This is a genomic window from Falsiroseomonas selenitidurans, assembly GCF_012103215.1.
In the GTDB taxonomy this organism is placed as follows: Bacteria; Pseudomonadota; Alphaproteobacteria; order Acetobacterales; family Acetobacteraceae; genus Falsiroseomonas; species Falsiroseomonas selenitidurans.
Window position 1 is genome coordinate 13632 of sequence record NZ_JAAVNE010000008.1, and the last position, 19289, is coordinate 32920.

The window sequence follows — 19289 nt, forward strand, 5'->3', positions numbered from 1 at the left end:
CATCCCCGGAGCGCGCATGGCAAAGCCCGAGATCCTTGTCCTGACCCCGATGGTCCAGCCCGCCGCCCGCGCGGCGCTGGCCGAACGCTTCACCGTGCATGGGCCGGACCAGGCCGAGGCCGCGCTGGCCAGCCACGGCCCCGCCATCGCCGGCCTGGTCGCCACGGGGCGGGAGAGGGTGGATGCCGCGCTGCTGGACCTGCTGCCGGGCCTGCGCATCCTGGCCTGCTTCAGCGCCGGCACGGACAACATCGATGCGGCGGCGCTGGCCGCGCGCGGCATCCGGCTGACCACCACCTCCGCCGTGCTGGCGGAGGAGGTGGCGGACCTCGCCATGGCGCTGCTGGTGATGGCGCGGCGGCGACTGGTGGCGGCGGATGCGCATGTGCGCGGCGGCGCCTGGGCGGCGGGGCAGGGCTTCCCCTTCGGCCGGTCCATCCAGGGCAAGCGGCTGGGGCTGCTGGGCTACGGCCATATCGGCGCCGCCATCGCCCGCCGCGCCGCGGCCGCGGGCCTTGCGCTGCGCTACTGCGCGCGCAGCCTGCGCCCGGGCCTCGACATCCCCTTCCACGCCACGCCGCTGGCCCTGGCGCGGGACAGCGACCTGCTGATGGTCGCCTCCTCCGGCGGCGCGGCCAACCGCAACCTGGTGGATGCGGCGGTGATCCGGGCGCTGGGGCCGGCGGGCACGCTGGTGAACATCGCGCGCGGCGAGGTGGTGGAGGAAGCGGCGCTGCTGGCGGCGCTGGAGGATGGCGGGCTGGGCAGTGCGGGGCTCGACGTGTTCCAGGATGAGCCCCGCGTCGATCCCCGCTTCGCCGCGCTGCCCAACGTCGTGCTGGCGCCACACATCGCCAGCGCGACGGTGGAGACGCGGGACGCGATGGGCGCGCATGTCGTGGCATCCCTGACCGAGGCGCTGCTGCAAGGAAAGGCTTGACCCGGCGGGCACGCGGGTCGCATCCTCTCATCCAACAAAACCAGGTTTCATTAAATGAAACTTGGGTGGGATGGAGGAAAGCCTGTGTCCACCCTGCCGCGCCAGTCCGGCGTGCACCCGATCCTGTACGCCTACTACACCGCGGATGGCCGGCTGGACCGTGCCGCGCTGGAACGCCAGGTGGATGTCTGCCTGGCCGCCGGCTGCCAGGGCATCGCCGTGCTCGGCCTGGTGACGGAGGTGTTCCGCCTCTCCACCGCCGAACGCCTCGACATCGTCGAATGGGCCGCCGCGCGCATCGCCGGGCGCGTGCCGCTGATGGCGACGGTGGCGGAGGTCTCGGTCCACGGCCAGCTCGACTTCATCGCGGAAGCCAAGGTGCGCGGCGCGGATTGGGCGGTGCTGCAGCCGCCGCCGGTGAAGGGCGTGGCGGAGGCCGAGATCCTGCGCTTCCTGGGCGAGGTCGCTGACCGTGCCGTGCTGCCCGTGGGCATCCAGAACAACCCGCTGAACATGGAGGTCTCGGTCTCCTCCGCGGCGCTGCTGGCGCTGCACCGGCGGCACCCGAACATCCGCCTGATGAAGGCGGAAGGCCCGGCCGTCTCCGTCGCCGATTTCGCGCAGGAGGCGGCGAAGACCTGCGACGTCTTCGCCGGCCATGGCGGCATCGAATGGCCGACGGCGCTGCGCAGCGGCTGCCAGGGGCTGATCCCGGCGCCGGAGCTGATCGACGCGCAGGTGGCGGTGTTCCGCCTGTGGCAGGCTGGCGAGACCGAGCGGGCGGAGGCGCTGCACCGCGCCGTGCTGCCCGTCATCGTCTTCATGTCCCGCTCGCTGCCGCTGCTGCTGGCCTATGGCAAGCGGCTGATGGCGCTGCGCATGGGGCTGGAAGCGGTGCATCCGCGGCTGCCGGAGCCGGCGGTGACGGCGTTCGGGATGGCCGAGATCGCCCGCTTCGCCGCGCTGCTCGGCCCGCTCTCGGTGCGGCCCGCGCCACTCTCGCCGGCGCTGCGCCGCCTCGCCCATCTCGACTGAAGCAAGGGAGGAGAAGAGGATGAACATCACCCGCCGTGCCCTGGCCGCGAGCCCGCTCGCGGCCCTGCTGCCACGCCCGGTCCGGGCCCAGGCCGCCTGGCCCGACCGCCCGCTGCGCCTCATCGTGCCGCTGACCGCCGGCGGCATCGCGGACCTGCTGGCGCGGCAGGTGGCGGAACACCTGCAGGGGCGCCTCGGCAAGCCCGTGGTGGTGGAGAACCGCGCCGGCGCCGGCGGCTTCATCGGCATGGACCTGGTCGCCCGCGCCGCGCCGGATGGCCACACGCTGGGCATGGGCAACATCGCCGCCAACGCGATCGGCCCGGCCCTGCAGCGCGACCGCGTGCCCTACGACCCGGTGCGCGGCTTCACGCCCATCTGCCTCGTCGCCATCACCCCCTCCGTCCTGGTGGTGAACCCGGCGCGCGTGCCGGTGGCGAACCTGGCGGAATTCATCGCCCATCTCCGGGCCAATCCGGGCAAGCTGAACTATGGCTCCTCCGGCGTCGGCACCAGCCTGCATCTCGGCATGGAGATGCTGATCCAGGCGACAGGCGTGCCGATGACGCATGTGCCCTATCGCGGATCCTCGGAGATGATCCCGCAGCTGCTGGCCGGCACTGTGGACCTGGCCATCGACGGCTTCGCCACCGCCTGGCCGCATGTCCAGGCCGGGCGGCTGCGCGCCATCGCCGTGCCGACGCCGCAGCGCCTGCCCTTCGCGCCGGACCTGCCGGCGGTGGCGGAACAGGTGCCGGGCGTGGGCCTCAGCCCCTGGCACGGCATCATGGGCCCGGCCGGCCTGCCGGCGCCCATCGTGCAGCGGCTGAATTCGGACATCGTGGCGCATCTGCGCGACCCCGCGGTGGTGCAGCGCATGGCGGGCCTCGGCGCCGTCGCCGCGCCCAATACGCCGGAGGCCTTCGCCACCATGATGGCGCAGGAGGCCGCGACCTTCCGCGCGCTGATCGACCGCACCGGGATCACCGCCGGATGACCGAGCGCATCGCCCGCGTCGAGGCCTTCCGTGTGGTCGTGCCGCGCGAGGTGCCCTATCTCGGCCCGCTCCGGGCCGGGGAGGCGGTGAATGAGCGCGGCTACTTCATCCGCGCCGGCAACCGCAGCGTCTATCCCACCACCGACACCTCCGTGCTGGTGAAGCTCACCACGGAGTCCGGGGCCGTGGGATGGGGGGAGTGCTACGCCATCGTCGCCCCCGGCGCGGTGGCGGAGATCATCACCGACCTGCTCGGCCCGCTGGCGATGGGCCGCGACCCGCGCGACCCGGTGCCGCTGCACGAGGATCTCTACGACACGATGCGTGTGCGCGGCTTCTTCGGCGGCTATTTCGTCGATGCGCTGGCCGGGCTCGACATCGCGGTGTGGGATGTGGCGGCGCGGCTGGCCGGGCTGCCCCTGGCGCGCCTGCTGGGCGGGCGGCGCCACGGCACGCTGCCGGCCTACCTCTCCGGCCTGCCGAAGCCGAGCCTGGCGGAGCGGGTCGCCTTCGCCGAGGACTGGGCCGGGCGCGGCTTCACCGCGGTGAAATTCGCCGCCGCGGTGGCGGAGAGGGGGGAGGTGGCGGAGATGGCGGCGCTGCGCCGCGCGCTCGGCCCCGACATCCGCATCGCCTGCGACATGCACTGGAAGCACACCGCGCTGGCGGCCACCCGGCTTATCGACCGCATGCACGCGCATGACCTCTGGTTCGCGGAAGCGCCCGTGCAGGCCGAGGACCTGGAGGGGCAGCGCGAGGTCGCGGCCAAGGCCCGCACCTCCATCGCGCTGGGCGAGGAATGGCGCACCGCCTTCGAATACCGCCCGCGCCTGGTGGCGCGCTGCATGGACATCGTGCAGCCGGAGATGGCGCATACCGGCGTGACGGAGTTCATGAAGATCGGCCGGATGGCGGAAGCCTTCCACTGCCGGGTGATCCCGCACGCCTCGATCGGCATCGGCATCTTCCAGGCCGCCAGCCTGCAGGCCTCCGTCGCGCTGCAGCATTGCGACGGGCACGAATACCAGCACTCGATCTTCGACCGGAACCTGCGGTTCCTCGACGGCGACATGGCCTGCGAGGCCGGCGAGTACAGGCTGCCGGAGGGGCCGGGGCTGGGCGTCGTGCCGAACGCGGCGGTGTGGCAGCACGCCACAAGCCACTGACCCGGAAAGCCCTCTCCCCCCGCCGGGGGGGAGAGGGTTGGGTGAGGGGGCCCTACAGCCCCGCCTGGGTCACGAACTTCGTGTTCAGATAGGCCTCGATCGCCTCCGACCCGCCTTCCGAGCCGTAGCCGCTGTCCTTCATGCCGCCGAAGGGCACTTCCGGCAGCGCCAGGCCGAGATGGTTGATCGTCATCATGCCCGACTCGACGCGGGCAGCGATGGCATTCGCCGTCTTCGCGCTGCGGGTGAAGGCATAGGAGGCCAGGCCGAAGGGCAGTCGGTTGGCTTCCTCCACCACCTCGTCCAGGTCGCTGAAGGGGGCGATCATGGCAACGGGGCCGAAGGGCTCCTCGTTCATCATGCGGGCGTCCTTGCCAACGCCGGTCAGCACCGTGGGCTGGTAGAAATAGCCCTTGTTGCCCAGGCGCTCCCCGCCCGTGTGCACCTCGGCGCCGCGCTGCCGCGCATCGGCCACCAGGCCCTCCACCCAGGGCACCCGGCGTTCATGCGCCAGCGGGCCCATCTGCGTGTCGCCATCCATGCCGGCGCCGACCTTCAGCGCCTTGGCGATGGCGGTGAAGCGCTCGACGAATTCCGGGTAGGACTTCTCCTGCACCAGGAACCGGGTGGGGGAGACACACACCTGCCCGGCATTGCGGAACTTGGCGCCGGCCAGGGTCTTGGCCGCATGTTCCAGGTCGGCGTCGTCGAAGACGATCGCCGGCGCATGGCCGCCGAGTTCCATCGTCACCCGCTTCATGTGCGCGCCGGCCAGCGCGGCCAGGTGCTTGCCGATCGGGGTGGAGCCGGTGAAGGTCACCTTCCGGATCACCGGATGCGGCACCAGGTATTCGCTGATCTCGGCCGGCACGCCGAAGACCAGATTCGCGACACCCGCCGGCAGGCCGGCATCGGCAAAGGCGCGGATCAGCTCGGCCGGGGAGGCAGGGGTTTCCTCCGGCGCCTTGACGATGATGGAGCAGCCGGTCGCCACCGCGGCGGACAGCTTGCGCACCACCTGGTTGATCGGGAAGTTCCACGGCGTGAAGGCGGCGACGGGGCCGACCGGCTCCTTCACCACCAGCTGGTAGACGCCCTCGGCGCGGGCCGGGATGACGCGGCCATAGGCGCGGCGCGATTCCTCGGCGAACCAGTCGATGATGTCGGCGGCGGCCAGCACCTCCATCTTCGCCTCGGCGAGCGGCTTGCCCTGCTCCAGCGTCATGTACTGCGCGATCGTGTCGGCGCGGCCGCGGAAGATGTCCGCCGCCTTGCGCATCAGCTTGGAGCGCTCATAGGCCGAGACCTTCTTCCACAGCGCGAAGCCCTTCGCCGCCGCCGCCAACGCCTCGTCCAGGTCGTCGGTGGAGGCATGCGCCACCTGGCCGATCACCTCCTCCGTCGCCGGGTTCAGCACGGGCAGGCTGCGGCCGCCGCGCGCGGGGCGCCAGGTGCCGTCGATGAAGAGCTGGGTGTCCGGATACATGCGCTTCTCCCTTGCTGTGCCCGCTGCCGTCCGCACCGCCGACCTGATCGCCTTCGTCGCGGCGCGGGTTCGGCGCCGCATCCCGTGGCGGCGGCCCGTTTTGACACCCGGGCGGGGCGCGTGCAAATTCGGTGGGCGCGGCTGCCCAGATCAGCTCTGTCAACTCATGATCTGGTGTGGTTCGGGGTGCCGGGCTAATGCATTCGGGCCTGGAACCGGACTGGGATGATCGCTGGCAATGACCGAGCCGTTGGACGAGATCGCTGGGCTGGATCGGGCGGTCGAAGACGACGGCCAGGATGACCGGATGCTGCGGCATTTCGACGCCTATTTCTACCGGAGCGCCTACCCGGACCTGGCCCATCTGGACGACAGGGCAGCATTGGCGCATTTTCGTGCCATCGGTTGGCTCGAAGGCCGCAATCCGAGCGCCAGTTTTGAAACGAACGGCTATCTGATGGCCAATCCGGATGTCGGCCGGCTCGGCATCAACCCGCTTCTGCACTACGTTACGGTCGGGTTTGCCGAGGGGCGGAACTTTTCACCGGGGATACCGATTGCGACGCTGAACGAGATGGCCTTCGGCCGCTCGAGCATGGACTGGGTGGCGATGGCCGCGCCGGTGGTCGATGCACGTCACTACAGTGCCGGTCTCGGCTTCCGGCCGCCGCCGAGGTTCAGCGCCGCGGCACATTACTGCTTCCGTGGCTGGCTTGAGGGAAGGCTGCCACGCCCCGGCTATGTCGCACCCTGTGGGGAAGCGCCGGCGGGCGTGCTGGGCCGCCTGCCGCCGCCGATTGCTGCCATCGCGATGGCACAACGTGCGAAGGCCGCAGCGATCGCGCAGGTCGCGGCAGGTGCGCAGGGCATTTCGCGCCGGCGCCGCTCCGGTTCCGCGAACGAGCCGCAGCGCCCGGCGCCAGCCGCACCGCTGCCGGCCGCCGCCGGGCCGGACCCGGCCGCGCCACCCCAGCCGGCAGACGAGTCGCTGCGCCTTGAGCGGCGGCTGATGATGCTGGAATGGCAGTCCGCGATGGCTTCCTTCCTGGCCGCGCCGCCAGAACTGCCGCGCGTGCGGGTGCCGGACCCCTTGCCGGAGGATCCGTCGATGGCAGCCATGGCTGCCCATTTCGACGCCGATTTCTACCTTGCGGCCAATGGCGACGTGGCCGCTTCCGGAATCGACCCGCTGCGCCATTTCGCGGAAACCGGCTGGACCGAAGGCCGCGACCCGGCGCCCTGGTTCAGCACCGGCTACTACCTGCAGACCAACGAGGATGTGGCCGGGCAGGGGATCAACCCCTTCCTGCACTTCCTCCTGCACGGGCGGCGCGAGGGCCGCCTGCCGAAGCGGCTTGGCGACGCGCGCCGGCGCCTGCTGGACACGCTGCTGCCGCCCGAGCGCAAGACCGACCATTACGTGACACCCGAGCATGATCGCCTGGACCCGGCGGCATTGCGCCGCCGTCTCGCCGCGGTGATCCTCGCTGCCCGTGGCGTGGTGCTGTCGGTCAGCCATGACTGCTACCCCCTGGTCACCGGCGGCACGCAGATCTTCATCGCGGATGAACAGCAGCGCTTCAACGAGCGTGGCTACGCCTACATCCACCTGTCGCCCCTGCGCGGCGGGTTGACGCTGCGCGGCGCGCCGGCCGAGGAGACGTTGACCCGCCTTGTGCTGGATGGCGAGGTTGCGGGCGTTGCGACGGATGCGGAAATCGCCGCGACGCTCGCCGACCTGCGCGCGGACATGCCGGCGGAGCGCTTGGTCGCCATCCACTGCGCCCTGGGTCATTCCATCGAGGGATTGCTCGGCGCCTGCCTGGCGCTGCAGCCGGGCCGCGCCTTCTACTGGGTGCATGACTATTCCTCGATCTGCACCGGCTTCAACCTGCTGCGCAACGAGGTGGCGTTCTGCGGCGCCCCGCCACCCGATTCGGTGGCCTGTTCCGTCTGCATCTTCGGTGAGTCGCGGCCGCCGCACCTCGCTCGGATGCGACGGCTGTTCGATGCGCTGTCCTTCACCGTGGTCGCCCCCTCGGATGCGGCGCGGGAGGTCTGGCTGCGCGGCAGCGACCTGCCGGCCGCCGCGGTCGTGACGGTGGAGCATTGCCGGCTCTCCGCCGCCAGCGCGGCACGCGATCCGCGCCCGGCGGAGGCAATCGGCACGGCTGCGCATCCGGTGCGGGTCGGCTATATCGGCTGGCCCGGCGTGCACAAGGGATGGGACGTCTTCGTGCAGGCGGTGGAAGCGGTCGGTGCCAACCCCGGCTACGACTTCTACCATTTCGGCACGCCCTCCGCCTTCACCAGCCATCCGCCCTTGCAGCGCGTGCCGGCGGTGGTCAGCCCGCAGGACCGCAGCGCCATGGTGGGGCTGCTGGCGCAGCACGCCATCGACCTGGTGGTCATCGCCTCACCCTGGCCGGAAACCTTCTCCTATGTGGCCTATGAGGCGCTGGCGGCGGGGTGCGATGTGATCACCGTGGCCGACAGCGGCAATGTCGCGACAACCATCCAGCGCACGGATCGCGGCCAGGTGTTGCCCGATGGCGACGCGCTGGTGGACTTCTTCCGCAGCGGCAAGGCCATCGCCTATGCCCGGCTGCGTGCCCGCTACATGCAGCCGCGCGGCACGCTTTCCCATGCCGGGACGACAGCGGCGCTGGTGTTCCGACCGCAGGCGGTGGAGTAGGTCGCATGGCCGATGTGCACGCCTATACCAGTTTCACCTACGCCTATCTCTCCCGCGCCCGCACGCTGGCTGCCAGTCTGCGCCGCCGGCACCCGGACTGGACGCTTTGGGCCGTGATGGTGGACCGTCCGCCACCCGGCTTCGACAACAGCGCCTGGGCCGGCGAATTCGACCACGTGATCGACGCAGAGGACCTATACCCGGACGGCTGGTCCGGCTGGATCTTCCGCCACGACATCGTCGAGGCCTGCACCGCGGTGAAGGGCCGGGCCCTGCAGCACCTGCTGGCCAGCGGTGCGGAGAAGGTCATCTACCTGGACCCCGACATCGCCGTGTTCCACGACCTGGCCCCGATCGTGCGCCGGCTGGACACCGCCTCCATCGTCCTGACGCCGCACCAGGTGGAGCCCAACGCGACGGACTGGGCCTTCGCCGACAACGAGCACACCTCGATGCGCTATGGCATCTTCAACCTCGGCTTCCTCGCGGTGCGCAACGATGCCACCGGCCGGGCGATGGCCGATTGGTGGGCCGGCTGTCTGAAGCGCGCCTGCTATGACGACGTCGCCAACGGTATCTTCACCGACCAGAAATACTGCGACCACGTGCCCGGCCTGTTCCCGGACGTGCATGTGGAACGCGACCCCGGCTTCAACGTGGCCAGCTGGAACCTCTCCCGCCGTCGGCTCAGCATCGAACGGGGCGGCGACATCCTGGTGAACGGCGCGCCGCTGCGATTCTACCATTTCACCAAGATCGGCTCCGCCGGCGATGTGATGACCGACCGCTACGCCCGTGGCAACCTGGCGGTATTCGAGGTCTGGACCTGGTACAAACGCGCCATCGCCTCCCGCGCCCTGCCGGGCATACCGCGTGGCTGGTGGACCTATGGCACCTTCTCGGACGGCACGCCGATCCCCAAGGCGGTGCGGGTGCTGTACCGCACGCGGCAGGACCTGATGAACCATTTCACCGATCCCTTCACAGTGACCGACGACGGCTTCCTGCCCTGGCTGCGGGTGGAGGCGCCGGCGCTGCTGGCCTGAAGGGGAGGAACGGGCGGATGATCGAGACGATCGCCACGCGCTACGGCCCGATGCTGTGCTTCGCGGCGGATCGCGTGATCTCACGTGCGCTGCGCCTGTACGGCGAATGGGCGGAGCACGAGGTGCATCTGCTGTCGGCGCATATCCGGGCGGACGGGCTGGTGCTGGATGTCGGTGCCAATATCGGCACCCACACGCTGGCCTTCGCCCGTCGTCACCCCGCCGCCCTGGTCTGGGGGTTCGAGCCCCAGCCGCAGGCCGCGGCGCTGGCGCAGGTGAACTGTCTGGTCAACCGGGCCGGCAATGCCAGCATCACCCAGGCCGCCTGCGGGTCCACCCATGGCGGCGTGATGGTGGCGCCGGCCGCCTCCGTCGCCGACAACAGCGGCGGCTACAGCCTGGTCCAGGCCGCGCATGGCGCCATTCCCGTGGCCTGGGTGCCTGGCCAGCCCGTGGCGCTGCCACCGCCGCCCAGCGCGCTGGTGCCGGTGCTGCCGCTCGATTCGCTGGCCCGCCCGCGCCGCACCTGCCTGCTGAAGATCGACGTGGAGGGGATGGAGGCCGCGGTGCTGGCCGGCGCGCGCCAGCTGATCGCGGAAGACCGCCCGGCGATCTTCTTCGAGGTGGTGCAGACGAATGGACTTGCCGAGTCGCTGGCGATTCTCTCGGCCCTTGGCTACGCCTGCCACTGGCTGGAGACCCACCCCTTCAACCGCGCCAACTGGCGGGGCGAGGAGCAGAATGCCTGGTGGCGCACGGAGATGGGCGTACTGGCGCTGCCGGAGCCGGGCCGGGCGCCGGACCTGCCGGAGGTGACCGGGGTGCCGGAGGCCGCGCCGCACCGGTTGGATTCCCGCGCAGGTATCGCTGTGCCAGTTTGGCAGCCCGAGTGAAAAAGTGTATTCCCTCGTAAAACAGAAAGACCATCGATGAATTACACGATCAGCGATCCATCGATGCACGTCAAGGTCAACGAATTGGCCGACCACATCGCGAGCTGGACTTCTGTGCTCGGTGACCTGGACGGTAAGCGCATCCTCGATTTTGGCTGCGGGGGCGGGTTTACCGCCTTCGGCATGGCGACGCGGTTTCCGAACGCCACGGTAATCGGAATCGATGTCAATTCCGAAAGCGACCAGCTGCTACAAAATCTACAGAAATATTCCAGCCTGACCGAGCTGCCGCCCAACCTGAAATTCTATACGATCCGCCCGGGCGAAAAAATCCCAGACCGCCCCTACGATATGATGTTCAGCTGGTCTGTTTTCGAACATGTCCATCTCTCCATCTTGGATTCAATTCTCCAGGATATGAATGATGCCCTAAACAGCGACGGTGGGCTATTTGTCCAGATTGCTCCATTGTTCTTCTCTCCGGAAGGTTCTCATCTCTGGGAAATCGGTCTGACGCACTGGCAGCATCTGGAATGGCAGCTCTCCGATCTTGAAGGCGCGATCCGGCACAGCCCAAGAATTTCCCGCGAGCGGTCGCAGCAGTTGTGGAGCATGTTCAGCACTCTCAACCGTATCACTCCCAAGCATCTCCTCAGCCGGGTGACCGCTTCCGGCTTCAAGCTCGTCCGGGAACAGCAGAATAAGACCGATGCCAAGATACCGGATGCACTGTCGGAAGTTTACGCCGAGGATGTGTTGCGGACCTTCCAGATCGTCGCTCTCTTCCGGAAGATGAATTCAGCGGATGCATCGGGAACATGACATCGCCTAGAGGCCGTGGGTTCGGGCGGTTCACGTTGCCTGCGTGGGGATTTGATCTAAATTGCAGATCCTCAGTCTTCTGTAGAGATTTTCGTAAAATATGATATCGTCATCCGGCGCTATGGCGCTGGAGCTCACGATATAACCTTCGAGGCTCGAGCGTATTTTCTGGTCGAGGTAGCCCAGCACGCGCTCGGTTTCCTCGCTCGGTTGTGATGAGAGAAACGAGTCGAAGCTGGACGTGATCTCTGTCCTGAGTTGATCGATCATTGGCGAGTTGACATCGACCGATCTTGATTTTGCCTCGGCTTGGCAAATGATTCCCAAGGATGTCGCGAAGGCCAGGGACCGAGGTGGGGTTCGGTTTGCTCTTATATCCGGCGCCGATACAGTGATTCCGAGGGCATCAAAAAAACATTGGATCAACCCGCCATTCTGCCCCGCGAGTTCAAACGAAACTGAACAGACCCGTTCGGGGAGGTTCCAGAACGATTTCGCACACGCGATCCACCATGGGGCCAATCGGTTGTCGGACAGCGACAGGGAGCCGTTGTAGATAATCTGCTCCAGATAGGAACGCAGGACGTCAGTTAACGAACGACTGACCATGATGAATTCAACCGTATCTGCGTTGCCTCTGAGGGCATCAAGAAGCCCCTGAAATTCATCAGGGTGCCCCGCAATGGAAAAAATGCGCTCTGCCGACAGCATGACGGTGCTGCAGCCGTGCCCAATTGCCTGTTCTGCCCTCCTGCTCAGCAAATCGTTCAGGCACTTTGCGTCGCGGCGCATAGCAAGGTCGTAGATCAGGTAATCCGATGCGACAGACGGATCTGCGACGTTGAAGTAAATTCCTTGTTCGATCAAGGAGTCGCGGGCGCTCGCCAAGGCGAGTTGGATCGAAGTCGATCCAGCTTTCGGCATACCGACGTGGAAGACTATCTTCATTTGGCATGCCAGATGTCTTTGATAGGACAAATCGCTTTATCGTTCCGTCGACGTGCATCTTTCATCGAGTGTCCATCGTTCAAAGAACCGTACCACCCTGGCACTGTCGGGGAATGGCCCCAATAGCCGCCATGGTTGCGAAGCCGAGACGGCACCTGTCGCGTCGCAGACTGGACCGCTAAGCTGGAGCCGCAGGGTCGCTCAGCTGTTCGGCCCCCGTTCCATCGCATAGGGCTGCCACCGGCGCAGCCCCGAACCCGGCAGCACCGTCGGGTTCACGCAGGACATCGGCCAGCGGCCCGACAGCACCAGCGCCAGTTCCTGCCCCGCGCGGCGCTTGCGCGCCTCGTCGAAGCGGGCGGAGGCACTGGCATTGTGCGGGCTCAGGATCACATGCGGCATCGCCAGCAGCGGATTGCCGGGCTTCGCCGGCTCCACCTCGAACACATCCAGCCCGGCGCCGGCGATCCGCTTCTCCTCCAGCGCCGCGATCAGCGCCGCCTCGTCCACCGTGGGGCCGCGGCCGGTGTTGATGAAGATGGCGTTCGGCTTCATCCGCGCGAAATGCTTGGTGGTCAGCATGTGCCCGGTCTCCGGCGTCGCCGGCGCGTGCATGGAGACGAAGTCCGACTGGCTCAGCACCTCGTCCAGGCTGGCCGGCACCACGCCGAGCGCGGACATCGTCAGCTCGTCCACGAAGGGGTCGTAGGCCATCAGGCGCAGTCCGAAGGCCTTGGCGCGCAGCGCCACCAGGCGGGCGACGCGGCCGAAGGCGACGAAGCCGAGCGTCTGGCCCATCAGCCGCGGCACCTGCAGCAATTGCGGCCGGCCCTCCGCCCAGCGCCCCTCGCGCACCATGCGGTCCTGCTCGATGCAGCGGCGATGGGTTGCCAGCAGCAGCATCATGGCGTGGTCCGCCACCTCCTCGATGAAGGTGTCCGGGCAGTTGGTGACGGGGATGCCGCATTCGGTGGCGGCGACGACGTCCACGTAATCCACGCCCACCGTCGCGCAGGCGATCAGCTTCGCTTTCTTCGCCGCCTGGATCATCGGCGCGGAGAGGCGCATGCCCTTGGCGTAGATCGCATCGGCATCCCCGACCGCGGCGATGAAGTCGGCCTCCGTCGCCGGGCATTCCACGATCTCCGCGCCCAGGCGTTCCAGCGCCTCCATCTCCAGGTCGTAGCCGCCGCCGGCGACGGTGAAGGATGCGCCCGCGGGCGTCAGGATCCTCGGCTTGCTCATTCGTGCGTTTCCCCTTCTGTGCGCAAAGACTCGCACGCGTTCCGGGGGCCGACAAGCGCGCGCGGCGCTGCTAGCCTTCGCGACCGGCATGGGAGAAGCGACAATGGCACGTTTGACGGGCAAGGTGGCGTGGGTCACCGGCGCGGGCAGCGGAATCGGCGAGGCCGCGGCGCTGGCGCTGGCGGCGGAAGGGGCCGAGCTGGTGTTGACCGGCCGCCGCGTGGCACCGCTGGAGGATGTGGCCGCACGCATTGCCGCCGCCGGCGGCACCGCGCATGTGCAGGCGGCGGACATGATGGACGCGCAGGCGGTGAAGGCGGTGGGCGCCTTCCTCGCGGAGACCTTCGGGCGGCTGGACATCCTGGTGAACAATGCCGGGCTGAACATCCAGCCCCGCCGCTGGGCGGTGCTGAGCCCGGAGGGGGTGGATGAGCTGGTGCGCGGCAACCTCAGCTCCGCCTTCTACGCGGTGACGGTGGCGCTGCCGCTGATGCGGCCGCAGAAGGACGGCGTGATGATCCACACCGCCTCCATGGCCGGGCGCAACATCTCCATGCTCTCGGGCGCCGGCTACACCGCGGCCAAGCACGGCGTGGTGGCGATGAGCCACACGATCAACATGGAGGAAGGCATCAACGGCATCCGCAGCTGCGCCCTGCTGCCGGGGGAGGTGGCGACGCCGATCCTCGACAAGCGCCCGAATCCGGTGAGCCCGGAGGAACGCGCGCGGATGGTGCAGTCCGAGGATGTCGGCGACCTGGTGCGCTACATCGCCCTGCTGCCGCGGCATGTGACGATCAACGAGGTCTGGATCACGCCGACGCACAACCGCAGCTATGTCGCGGCGCTGAACCAGAAGCTGTAGCCGGGCCATGGAAGCCCTCTCCGCCCGCAGGGGGGAGAGGGTTGGGTGAGAGGGGGCGTGCGAAGCAGCGACGTCCTTCCCAGCGCGTTGCCGCCCATCCCGACAGCGACCTAATCGGGCTGCCCCGGATAGGGCGCGGCCTGCAGCAGCCCTGCCAGATGGGTGGCGCTGGCGGCGAGCATCGCCGCCGTCTGCGTCACCTTCTCCGGCACCGGGTCGAGATCCTTGAAGTCCACGGCGCCCATCGCCTCTCCCACCCAGTAGCAGGCGGCCGAGGGAGGGATGGTCCAGCCGACATCGCTCAGCGCCTGGTAGATCGCGGCGGCGGAGGCATGCGCGCCATCCTCGTTGCCGACGATGGCGGCGACGGCGACCTTGCCGTAGCTCGGCATGCGGCCCTGCGCATCGGTCTCCGCGATGAAGGCATCCATGCGTTCCAGCACCCGCTTGGCGACGCTGCTGGGCTGGCCCAGCCAGATCGGCCCGCCGAGGATCAGGATGTCGTGGTCCAGGATGCGCTGCCGCAGCGCCGGCCAGGCATCGCCCATGCCCTCGTCGGAGGTGACGCCCGGCTTGATGTCCAGCGCCGCGACGCGGATCGATTCCGTCACCGCCACGCCCTGCGCGGCGAAGGCCCGGCGCAGCACCTCCAGCATCGCGTCGGTGGAGGAAGGCGTTCCCGTGGCGGCCTTCAGCGTGCAGTTCAGCGCAATGGCCTTGATCGGCATGGCGGGGTCTCCGGCTGTGGCTGCACAGCGCCGAAGCCCCCGCCGCGGTTCCCTATTCCTTCACCGCACCAGTCAGGGAGGAGACGTAGTAGTCGACGAAGAAGGAATAGAAGATCGCCACCGGCAGGGACCCCAGCAGGCTGCCCGCCATCAGCGCGCCCCATTGGTAGACGTCGCCCGTCACCAGCTCCGTCAGGATCGCCACCGGCACGGTCTTGTTCTCGCTGCTCTGGATGAAGGCCAGGGCGTAGATGAACTCGTTCCAGGACAGGGTGAAGCTGAAGATGCCGGCGGAGATCAGGCCCGGGATCGCCAGCGGCAGGGTGATCTGCCACAGGATCTGCAGCCGCGTCGCGCCGTCGATCAGCGCGCATTCCTCCAGCTCGAAGGGGATCGACTTGAAGTAGCCGATCAACAGCCAGGTGCAGAACGGGATGAGGAAGGTGGGGTAGGTGAGGATCAGCGCGAAGGGCGTGTCGAACAGGCCGAGCTGGAACACCATGGTGGCCAGCGGGATGAACAGGATGGAAGGCGGCACCAGGTAGGCCAGGTAGATCGCCAGCCCGACATAGCCCGAGCCCTTGAAGCGCAGCCGCTGGATCGCGTAGGCCGCCAGCGTGCTGGCGAACAGCGACAGCACGGTGGAGCACACCGAGACGAGCATCGTCGTCATCAGCCACTTCGGATAGGCCGTGTTGAACAGCAGCAGCCGGATGTGGTCCAGCGTGGGGGAGCTGATCCAGAACGGATTGTGCTGCGCGAAGTCGTACAGCTCGGCGTTCGGTTTGAAGGCCGTCACCGTCATCCAGTAGAACGGGAACAGCAGTATCAGCAGGAAGCAGCCGAGCGGCACATAGAGCAGCGCGACGCGGCGGGACCGACTGTCCCAGCTCATCATCTCCGCCTGCGCGGTGGAGCTGTTGGTCTGCTTCGGGGCGGGCGCGTTCACGGCGGCGGCCTCAGTCATTGCCCTCTCCCTGCTGCCACTTGCGCCGTGCCAGGCCGAAATAGCTGAACAACGTTGCGAAGACGAGGAAGGGGATCATCGAGACGGCGATCGCCGCGCCCTCGCCCAACTGCCCGCCGGGGATGCCGCGCTGGAAGGCAAGCGTCGCCAGCAGGTGGGTGGAGTTCACCGGCCCGCCGCGGGTGATGGCGTAGACCAGCTGGAAGTCGGTGAAGGTGAAGATGATGGAGAAGGTCATCACGATGGCCAGGATCGGCAGCAGCATCGGGAAGGTGATGTGGCGGAAGCGCTGCCAGCCGCTGGCGCCGTCCAGCAGCGCCGCCTCGTACAGCGAGGGGGAGATGGTCTGCAGGCCCGCGAGCAGCGAGATGGCGACGAAGGGAATGCCGCGCCAGATATTGGCCGCGATCAGCGACCAGCGTGCCGGCCAGGCGGTGTTGATGAAGTCGATATTCGTGTCGCGCACCCCCAGCACATCCACGAACAGGTAGGAAATGATGGAGAATTGCGGGTCGTAGATCCACCAGAAGGCAATGGCGGACAGCACGGTGGGCACGATCCAGGGCAGCAGGATGATCGCGCGCAGCAGCGACTTCATCGGCAGATGCTGGTTCAGCAGCAGCGCCAGCCACAGGCCCAGCGCGAACTTCCCCACCGTCGCGACCGCCGTGTAGAAGACGCTGTAGAACACGGCGTTCCAGAAGATCGGGTCATCCGCCAGCCAGATGAAGTTCTCGAGCCCGACCCAGATGCCGGACCGGCCGATGGTGGTGTCGGTGAAGGCGAGATAGATGCCGAGCCCCAGCGGGTAGGTCAGGAAGGTCATCAGCAGGCCGATGGCCGGCAGCAGGCAGATGAAGGCGAGGAACGGCTTCCAGTCGAACAGCCGCGTCAGCGCGCCCTGCTTCGGGCGCATCTTGGTCCAGACCGGCGCGGCGGTTGTCGCGGACATGTGGGGTTCCCGGATGAGAGGAGCGTGGCGCCCGCACGATGCGGGCGCCACGCGTCTGGATTAGCGGCGGGAGCGGAAGAAGCGGCGGGCGCGGCGCTCGGCCTCGGCCGCCGCCTGCTGCGGCGTCGCCTGGCCGGAGGCGACGGAGGCGCACATCTGCACCATGACGTAGTCGGCATTCGCCGCCGCCGACGCCTCGCTGATCGGGCCCTTGTAGCCGGCGTAGAAGGTCGTATCCATCACGCCCTTGAACACCGAGATCTTCGGGTCGCCGCTGCTCCAGGTCGCGCTTTCATTGTAGGCGTTCAGCGGCTGCGACCAGTAGCCGAGGTTGGCCTGCAGCCACGGGTCGTACTGCGGCGCCTCCAGCATGAACTGCAGGAAGGCCTTGGACGCGTTCGGGTAGCGGCTGTGCTTGAACACCATGGCGTTCAGCGTCAGCCCCGCCATCGGCGAGGTCTGCTGCGTGCCCTTGGGCAGCAGGGTCATGAAGGTGTCGTCGGCGATCGCCTTCATCGCCGGGTCGTTCTTCAGCGAGAAGTACAGCGACACGCCATTGGCCGTCAGGTGGCATTCGCCGGCGGAATAGGCGCGGTTGTTGCTGATGTCGCCCCAGGCGATGGTGCCGGGGATGAAGGTGGCATAGAGCTCCTTCAGGTATTCCAGGGAACGGATCGTCTCCGGGCTGTTGATGGCGACGTTGTTGTTCTCGTCCACTAGGTAGCCGCCGAAGGACCAGACCAGCCACTGCGCGAAGCCGTTGCCGTCGCCCACCGCATTGCCCAGTGCGAAGCCGGACGGCTTGCCGACGCGCTTGAGTTCCTGCGACAGCTTCAGGTAGCCGGCATGGTCTTCCGGCGGGGCGTCGAAGCCCACCGAGTTCAGCGTGGATTTGCGCCAGACCAGCGGGCCGCCGGAGGCACCGAAGGGCAGGCCCACCCACATGTCGCTGTTCGCACGCTTGCCGTAGCGCTGCGCCATGGCCTTCCAGCCACCGTATTTCTGGCCGAGATAGCCGGCGACATCGGCCATGTCGACCAGCTTGTCGGCGTAGATGTGCGGCGCCTCGTTGAACCCGATGATGAGGTCGGGGCCGGCGCCGGTGTTGGCGGTGACCGCGGTCTGCTGGGTGATGTCCTCCCACCCCACGAAGTCCACGCGGACCTCGACGCCGGTCTGCGCGGTGAAGCGCGCGGCATTGGCGCGGAACACCTCCTCATCCGGCTGCACGAAGCGCACCGGGCGCAGCATGCGCAGCGTGGCGCCACGCTCGATCGGCAGGGAAGGGGCGCTGGCCGACTGCGTCGGGATGTTGGACTGCGCAAAGGCGCGCGGTGCAACGAGCGCGGCGCCACCCAGGGCGAGGGCCGCGCGGCGGGTGATGATATAAGCCATTTCTTGTCGTTTCCTCCTTGTTTGTCGTTCTGGTTGGGCGCGTTCAGCCCGACAGGCGGGCACCGTCCGGGCCGAACAGGTGGACGACGGACAGGTCCGGCATCACGCGCAGGCTGTCGCCGGGGCGGCCCTTCACGCGTTCGCGGAAGGCGCCGGTCAGCAGCGTCTCGCCGATGCGCAGCGTCACCTGGGTCTCGGACCCGGTGGGCTCCACCAGCACGATGGTGCCTTCCACGCCATCCTCCGCCAGGCTCAGATGCTCCGGGCGGATGCCGTAGGTGGCGGCCTGGGCGGGGCCGCCGGGGGGCATCGGCAGCAGCGCGCCGCCATCGGTGCGGAAGCCGCCATCGGCGACGCGGCCCGGCAGCAGGTTCATCGCCGGGCTGCCGATGAAGCCGGCGACGAACAAATTCGCCGGCCGGTCGTACAGCGCCAGCGGCGCGCCCGCCTGTTCGATCCGCCCGCCATTCATCACCACGATCTGGTCGGCCATGGTCATGGCCTCGATCTGGTCGTGGGTGACGTAGATGGTGGTGGTGGCCAGGCGCTGCTGCAGTTCCTTGATCTCGGACCGCATCTGCACGCGCAGCTTGGCATCCAGGTTGGACAGCGGTTCGTCGAACAGGAAGACCTGCGGGTGGCGCACGATGGCGCGGCCCATGGCGACGCGCTGGCGCTGGCCGCCGGAAAGCTGCCGCGGGTAGCGGTCCAGCAGCGCATCCAGGCCGAGGATCTTGGCCGCGCGCTGCACCTCCTCCTCCATGATATTGGCCGGCGCCTTCGCCAGCTTCATGGAGAAGGCCATGTTCTGCCGCACCGTCATGTGCGGGTACAGCGCGTAGTTCTGGAACACCATGGCGATGTCCCGGTCCTTGGGCGGCACGTTGTTCACCACCCGCCCGCCGATCGCGATCTCGCCGCCGGTGATGTTCTCGAGCCCCGCGATCATCCGCAGCAGCGTGGATTTTCCGCAGCCCGAAGGGCCGACGAGGACGACGAATTCGCCATCCGCGATCTCCACATCGACGCCATGAAGGATGCGGGTGGTGCCGAAGGACTTGAGCGCCTGCCGCACCGAAACCGTTGCCATGCTTTTCCCCCCTCGCGCG

Annotated in this window: 17 protein-coding genes; 9 read left to right on the forward strand and 8 right to left on the reverse strand. The window is 68.1% G+C overall.

Annotated elements, in window-relative coordinates; translation table 11 throughout:
• Positions 1-16 precede the first annotated feature (16 nt).
• The 4 genes from HEQ75_RS06880 (at position 17) to HEQ75_RS06895 (ending at position 4138) form a co-directional block, all read left to right on the forward strand.
• A complete protein-coding gene (locus HEQ75_RS06880) occupies positions 17-940 on the forward strand; it encodes an NAD(P)-dependent oxidoreductase (RefSeq protein WP_168028607.1) in 924 nt (307 codons plus the stop codon).
• Positions 941-1024: 84 nt separating this feature from the next.
• The gene (locus tag HEQ75_RS06885; protein WP_168028609.1) at positions 1025-1975 is read left to right on the forward strand and encodes a dihydrodipicolinate synthase family protein; all 951 of its coding nucleotides are present in this window, start codon (positions 1025-1027) and stop codon (positions 1973-1975) included.
• Between the two features lie 19 nt (positions 1976-1994).
• On the forward strand, positions 1995-2972 hold the full coding sequence (locus HEQ75_RS06890) for a Bug family tripartite tricarboxylate transporter substrate binding protein (protein ID WP_168028611.1): 978 nt from the start codon (positions 1995-1997) through the stop codon (positions 2970-2972).
• Entirely contained in the window at positions 2969-4138 is a 1170-nt protein-coding gene (locus tag HEQ75_RS06895) for a mandelate racemase/muconate lactonizing enzyme family protein (protein ID WP_168028613.1), read from the forward strand. The genes HEQ75_RS06890 and HEQ75_RS06895 overlap by 4 nt, the downstream gene beginning before the upstream one ends.
• A gap of 52 nt (positions 4139-4190) precedes the next feature.
• Here the strand turns inward: HEQ75_RS06895 and HEQ75_RS06900 are convergent, their stop codons facing one another.
• Positions 4191-5624 carry an NAD-dependent succinate-semialdehyde dehydrogenase gene (locus HEQ75_RS06900; protein ID WP_168028615.1) on the reverse strand — a complete coding sequence of 478 codons (1434 nt, stop codon included), beginning with the start codon at positions 5622-5624 and terminating at the stop codon, positions 4191-4193.
• A gap of 238 nt (positions 5625-5862) precedes the next feature.
• On the opposite strand from HEQ75_RS06900, the gene HEQ75_RS06905 reads away from it, so the two are divergent.
• From HEQ75_RS06905 to HEQ75_RS06920, 4 genes are read left to right on the forward strand one after another with little or no spacing between them, the layout of a single operon-like run.
• Positions 5863-8319 (forward strand): glycosyltransferase family 4 protein, encoded by a 2457-nt coding sequence (locus HEQ75_RS06905; protein ID WP_168028617.1) that lies wholly within the window; start codon positions 5863-5865, stop codon positions 8317-8319.
• A gap of 5 nt (positions 8320-8324) precedes the next feature.
• Positions 8325-9365 (forward strand): glycosyltransferase family protein, encoded by a 1041-nt coding sequence (locus tag HEQ75_RS06910; RefSeq protein WP_209318391.1) that lies wholly within the window; start codon positions 8325-8327, stop codon positions 9363-9365.
• 17 nt (positions 9366-9382) lie between these two features.
• On the forward strand, positions 9383-10258 hold the full coding sequence (locus tag HEQ75_RS06915) for an FkbM family methyltransferase (RefSeq protein ID WP_168028619.1): 876 nt from the start codon (positions 9383-9385) through the stop codon (positions 10256-10258).
• 36 nt (positions 10259-10294) lie between these two features.
• Positions 10295-11080: a class I SAM-dependent methyltransferase gene (locus HEQ75_RS06920; protein WP_168028621.1), complete on the forward strand. Its 786-nt coding sequence runs from the start codon at positions 10295-10297 to the stop codon at positions 11078-11080.
• 30 nt (positions 11081-11110) lie between these two features.
• Here HEQ75_RS06920 and HEQ75_RS06925 read toward each other — a convergent pair whose 3' ends face one another.
• Together HEQ75_RS06925 and HEQ75_RS06930 are read right to left on the reverse strand one after the other, a co-directional pair.
• Positions 11111-12028 (reverse strand): hypothetical protein, encoded by a 918-nt coding sequence (locus tag HEQ75_RS06925; protein ID WP_168028623.1) that lies wholly within the window; start codon positions 12026-12028, stop codon positions 11111-11113.
• A 201-nt stretch (positions 12029-12229) separates the two neighbouring features.
• A complete protein-coding gene (locus HEQ75_RS06930) occupies positions 12230-13273 on the reverse strand; it encodes a C-terminal binding protein (protein ID WP_168028625.1) in 1044 nt (347 codons plus the stop codon).
• A 103-nt stretch (positions 13274-13376) separates the two neighbouring features.
• On the opposite strand from HEQ75_RS06930, the gene HEQ75_RS06935 reads away from it, so the two are divergent.
• Entirely contained in the window at positions 13377-14138 is a 762-nt protein-coding gene (locus HEQ75_RS06935; RefSeq protein ID WP_168028627.1) for an SDR family oxidoreductase, read from the forward strand.
• Between the two features lie 110 nt (positions 14139-14248).
• Here HEQ75_RS06935 and HEQ75_RS06940 read toward each other — a convergent pair whose 3' ends face one another.
• The 5 genes from HEQ75_RS06940 to HEQ75_RS06960 are packed head-to-tail and all read right to left on the reverse strand — an operon-like array spanning position 14249 to position 19270.
• Complete coding sequence (locus tag HEQ75_RS06940) at positions 14249-14866, reverse strand: flavodoxin family protein (protein ID WP_168028629.1); 618 nt, start codon at positions 14864-14866, stop codon at positions 14249-14251.
• Between the two features lie 52 nt (positions 14867-14918).
• The gene (locus HEQ75_RS06945; RefSeq protein ID WP_168028631.1) at positions 14919-15833 is read right to left on the reverse strand and encodes a carbohydrate ABC transporter permease; all 915 of its coding nucleotides are present in this window, start codon (positions 15831-15833) and stop codon (positions 14919-14921) included.
• Positions 15826-16785: a carbohydrate ABC transporter permease gene (locus tag HEQ75_RS06950; RefSeq protein ID WP_168028633.1), complete on the reverse strand. Its 960-nt coding sequence runs from the start codon at positions 16783-16785 to the stop codon at positions 15826-15828. The genes HEQ75_RS06945 and HEQ75_RS06950 overlap by 8 nt, the downstream gene beginning before the upstream one ends.
• A 60-nt stretch (positions 16786-16845) precedes the next feature.
• Complete coding sequence (locus tag HEQ75_RS06955; protein WP_168028635.1) at positions 16846-18180, reverse strand: ABC transporter substrate-binding protein; 1335 nt, start codon at positions 18178-18180, stop codon at positions 16846-16848.
• Between the two features lie 43 nt (positions 18181-18223).
• A complete protein-coding gene (locus HEQ75_RS06960; RefSeq protein WP_168028637.1) occupies positions 18224-19270 on the reverse strand; it encodes an ABC transporter ATP-binding protein in 1047 nt (348 codons plus the stop codon).
• Between the last annotated feature and the right edge of the window lie 19 nt (positions 19271-19289).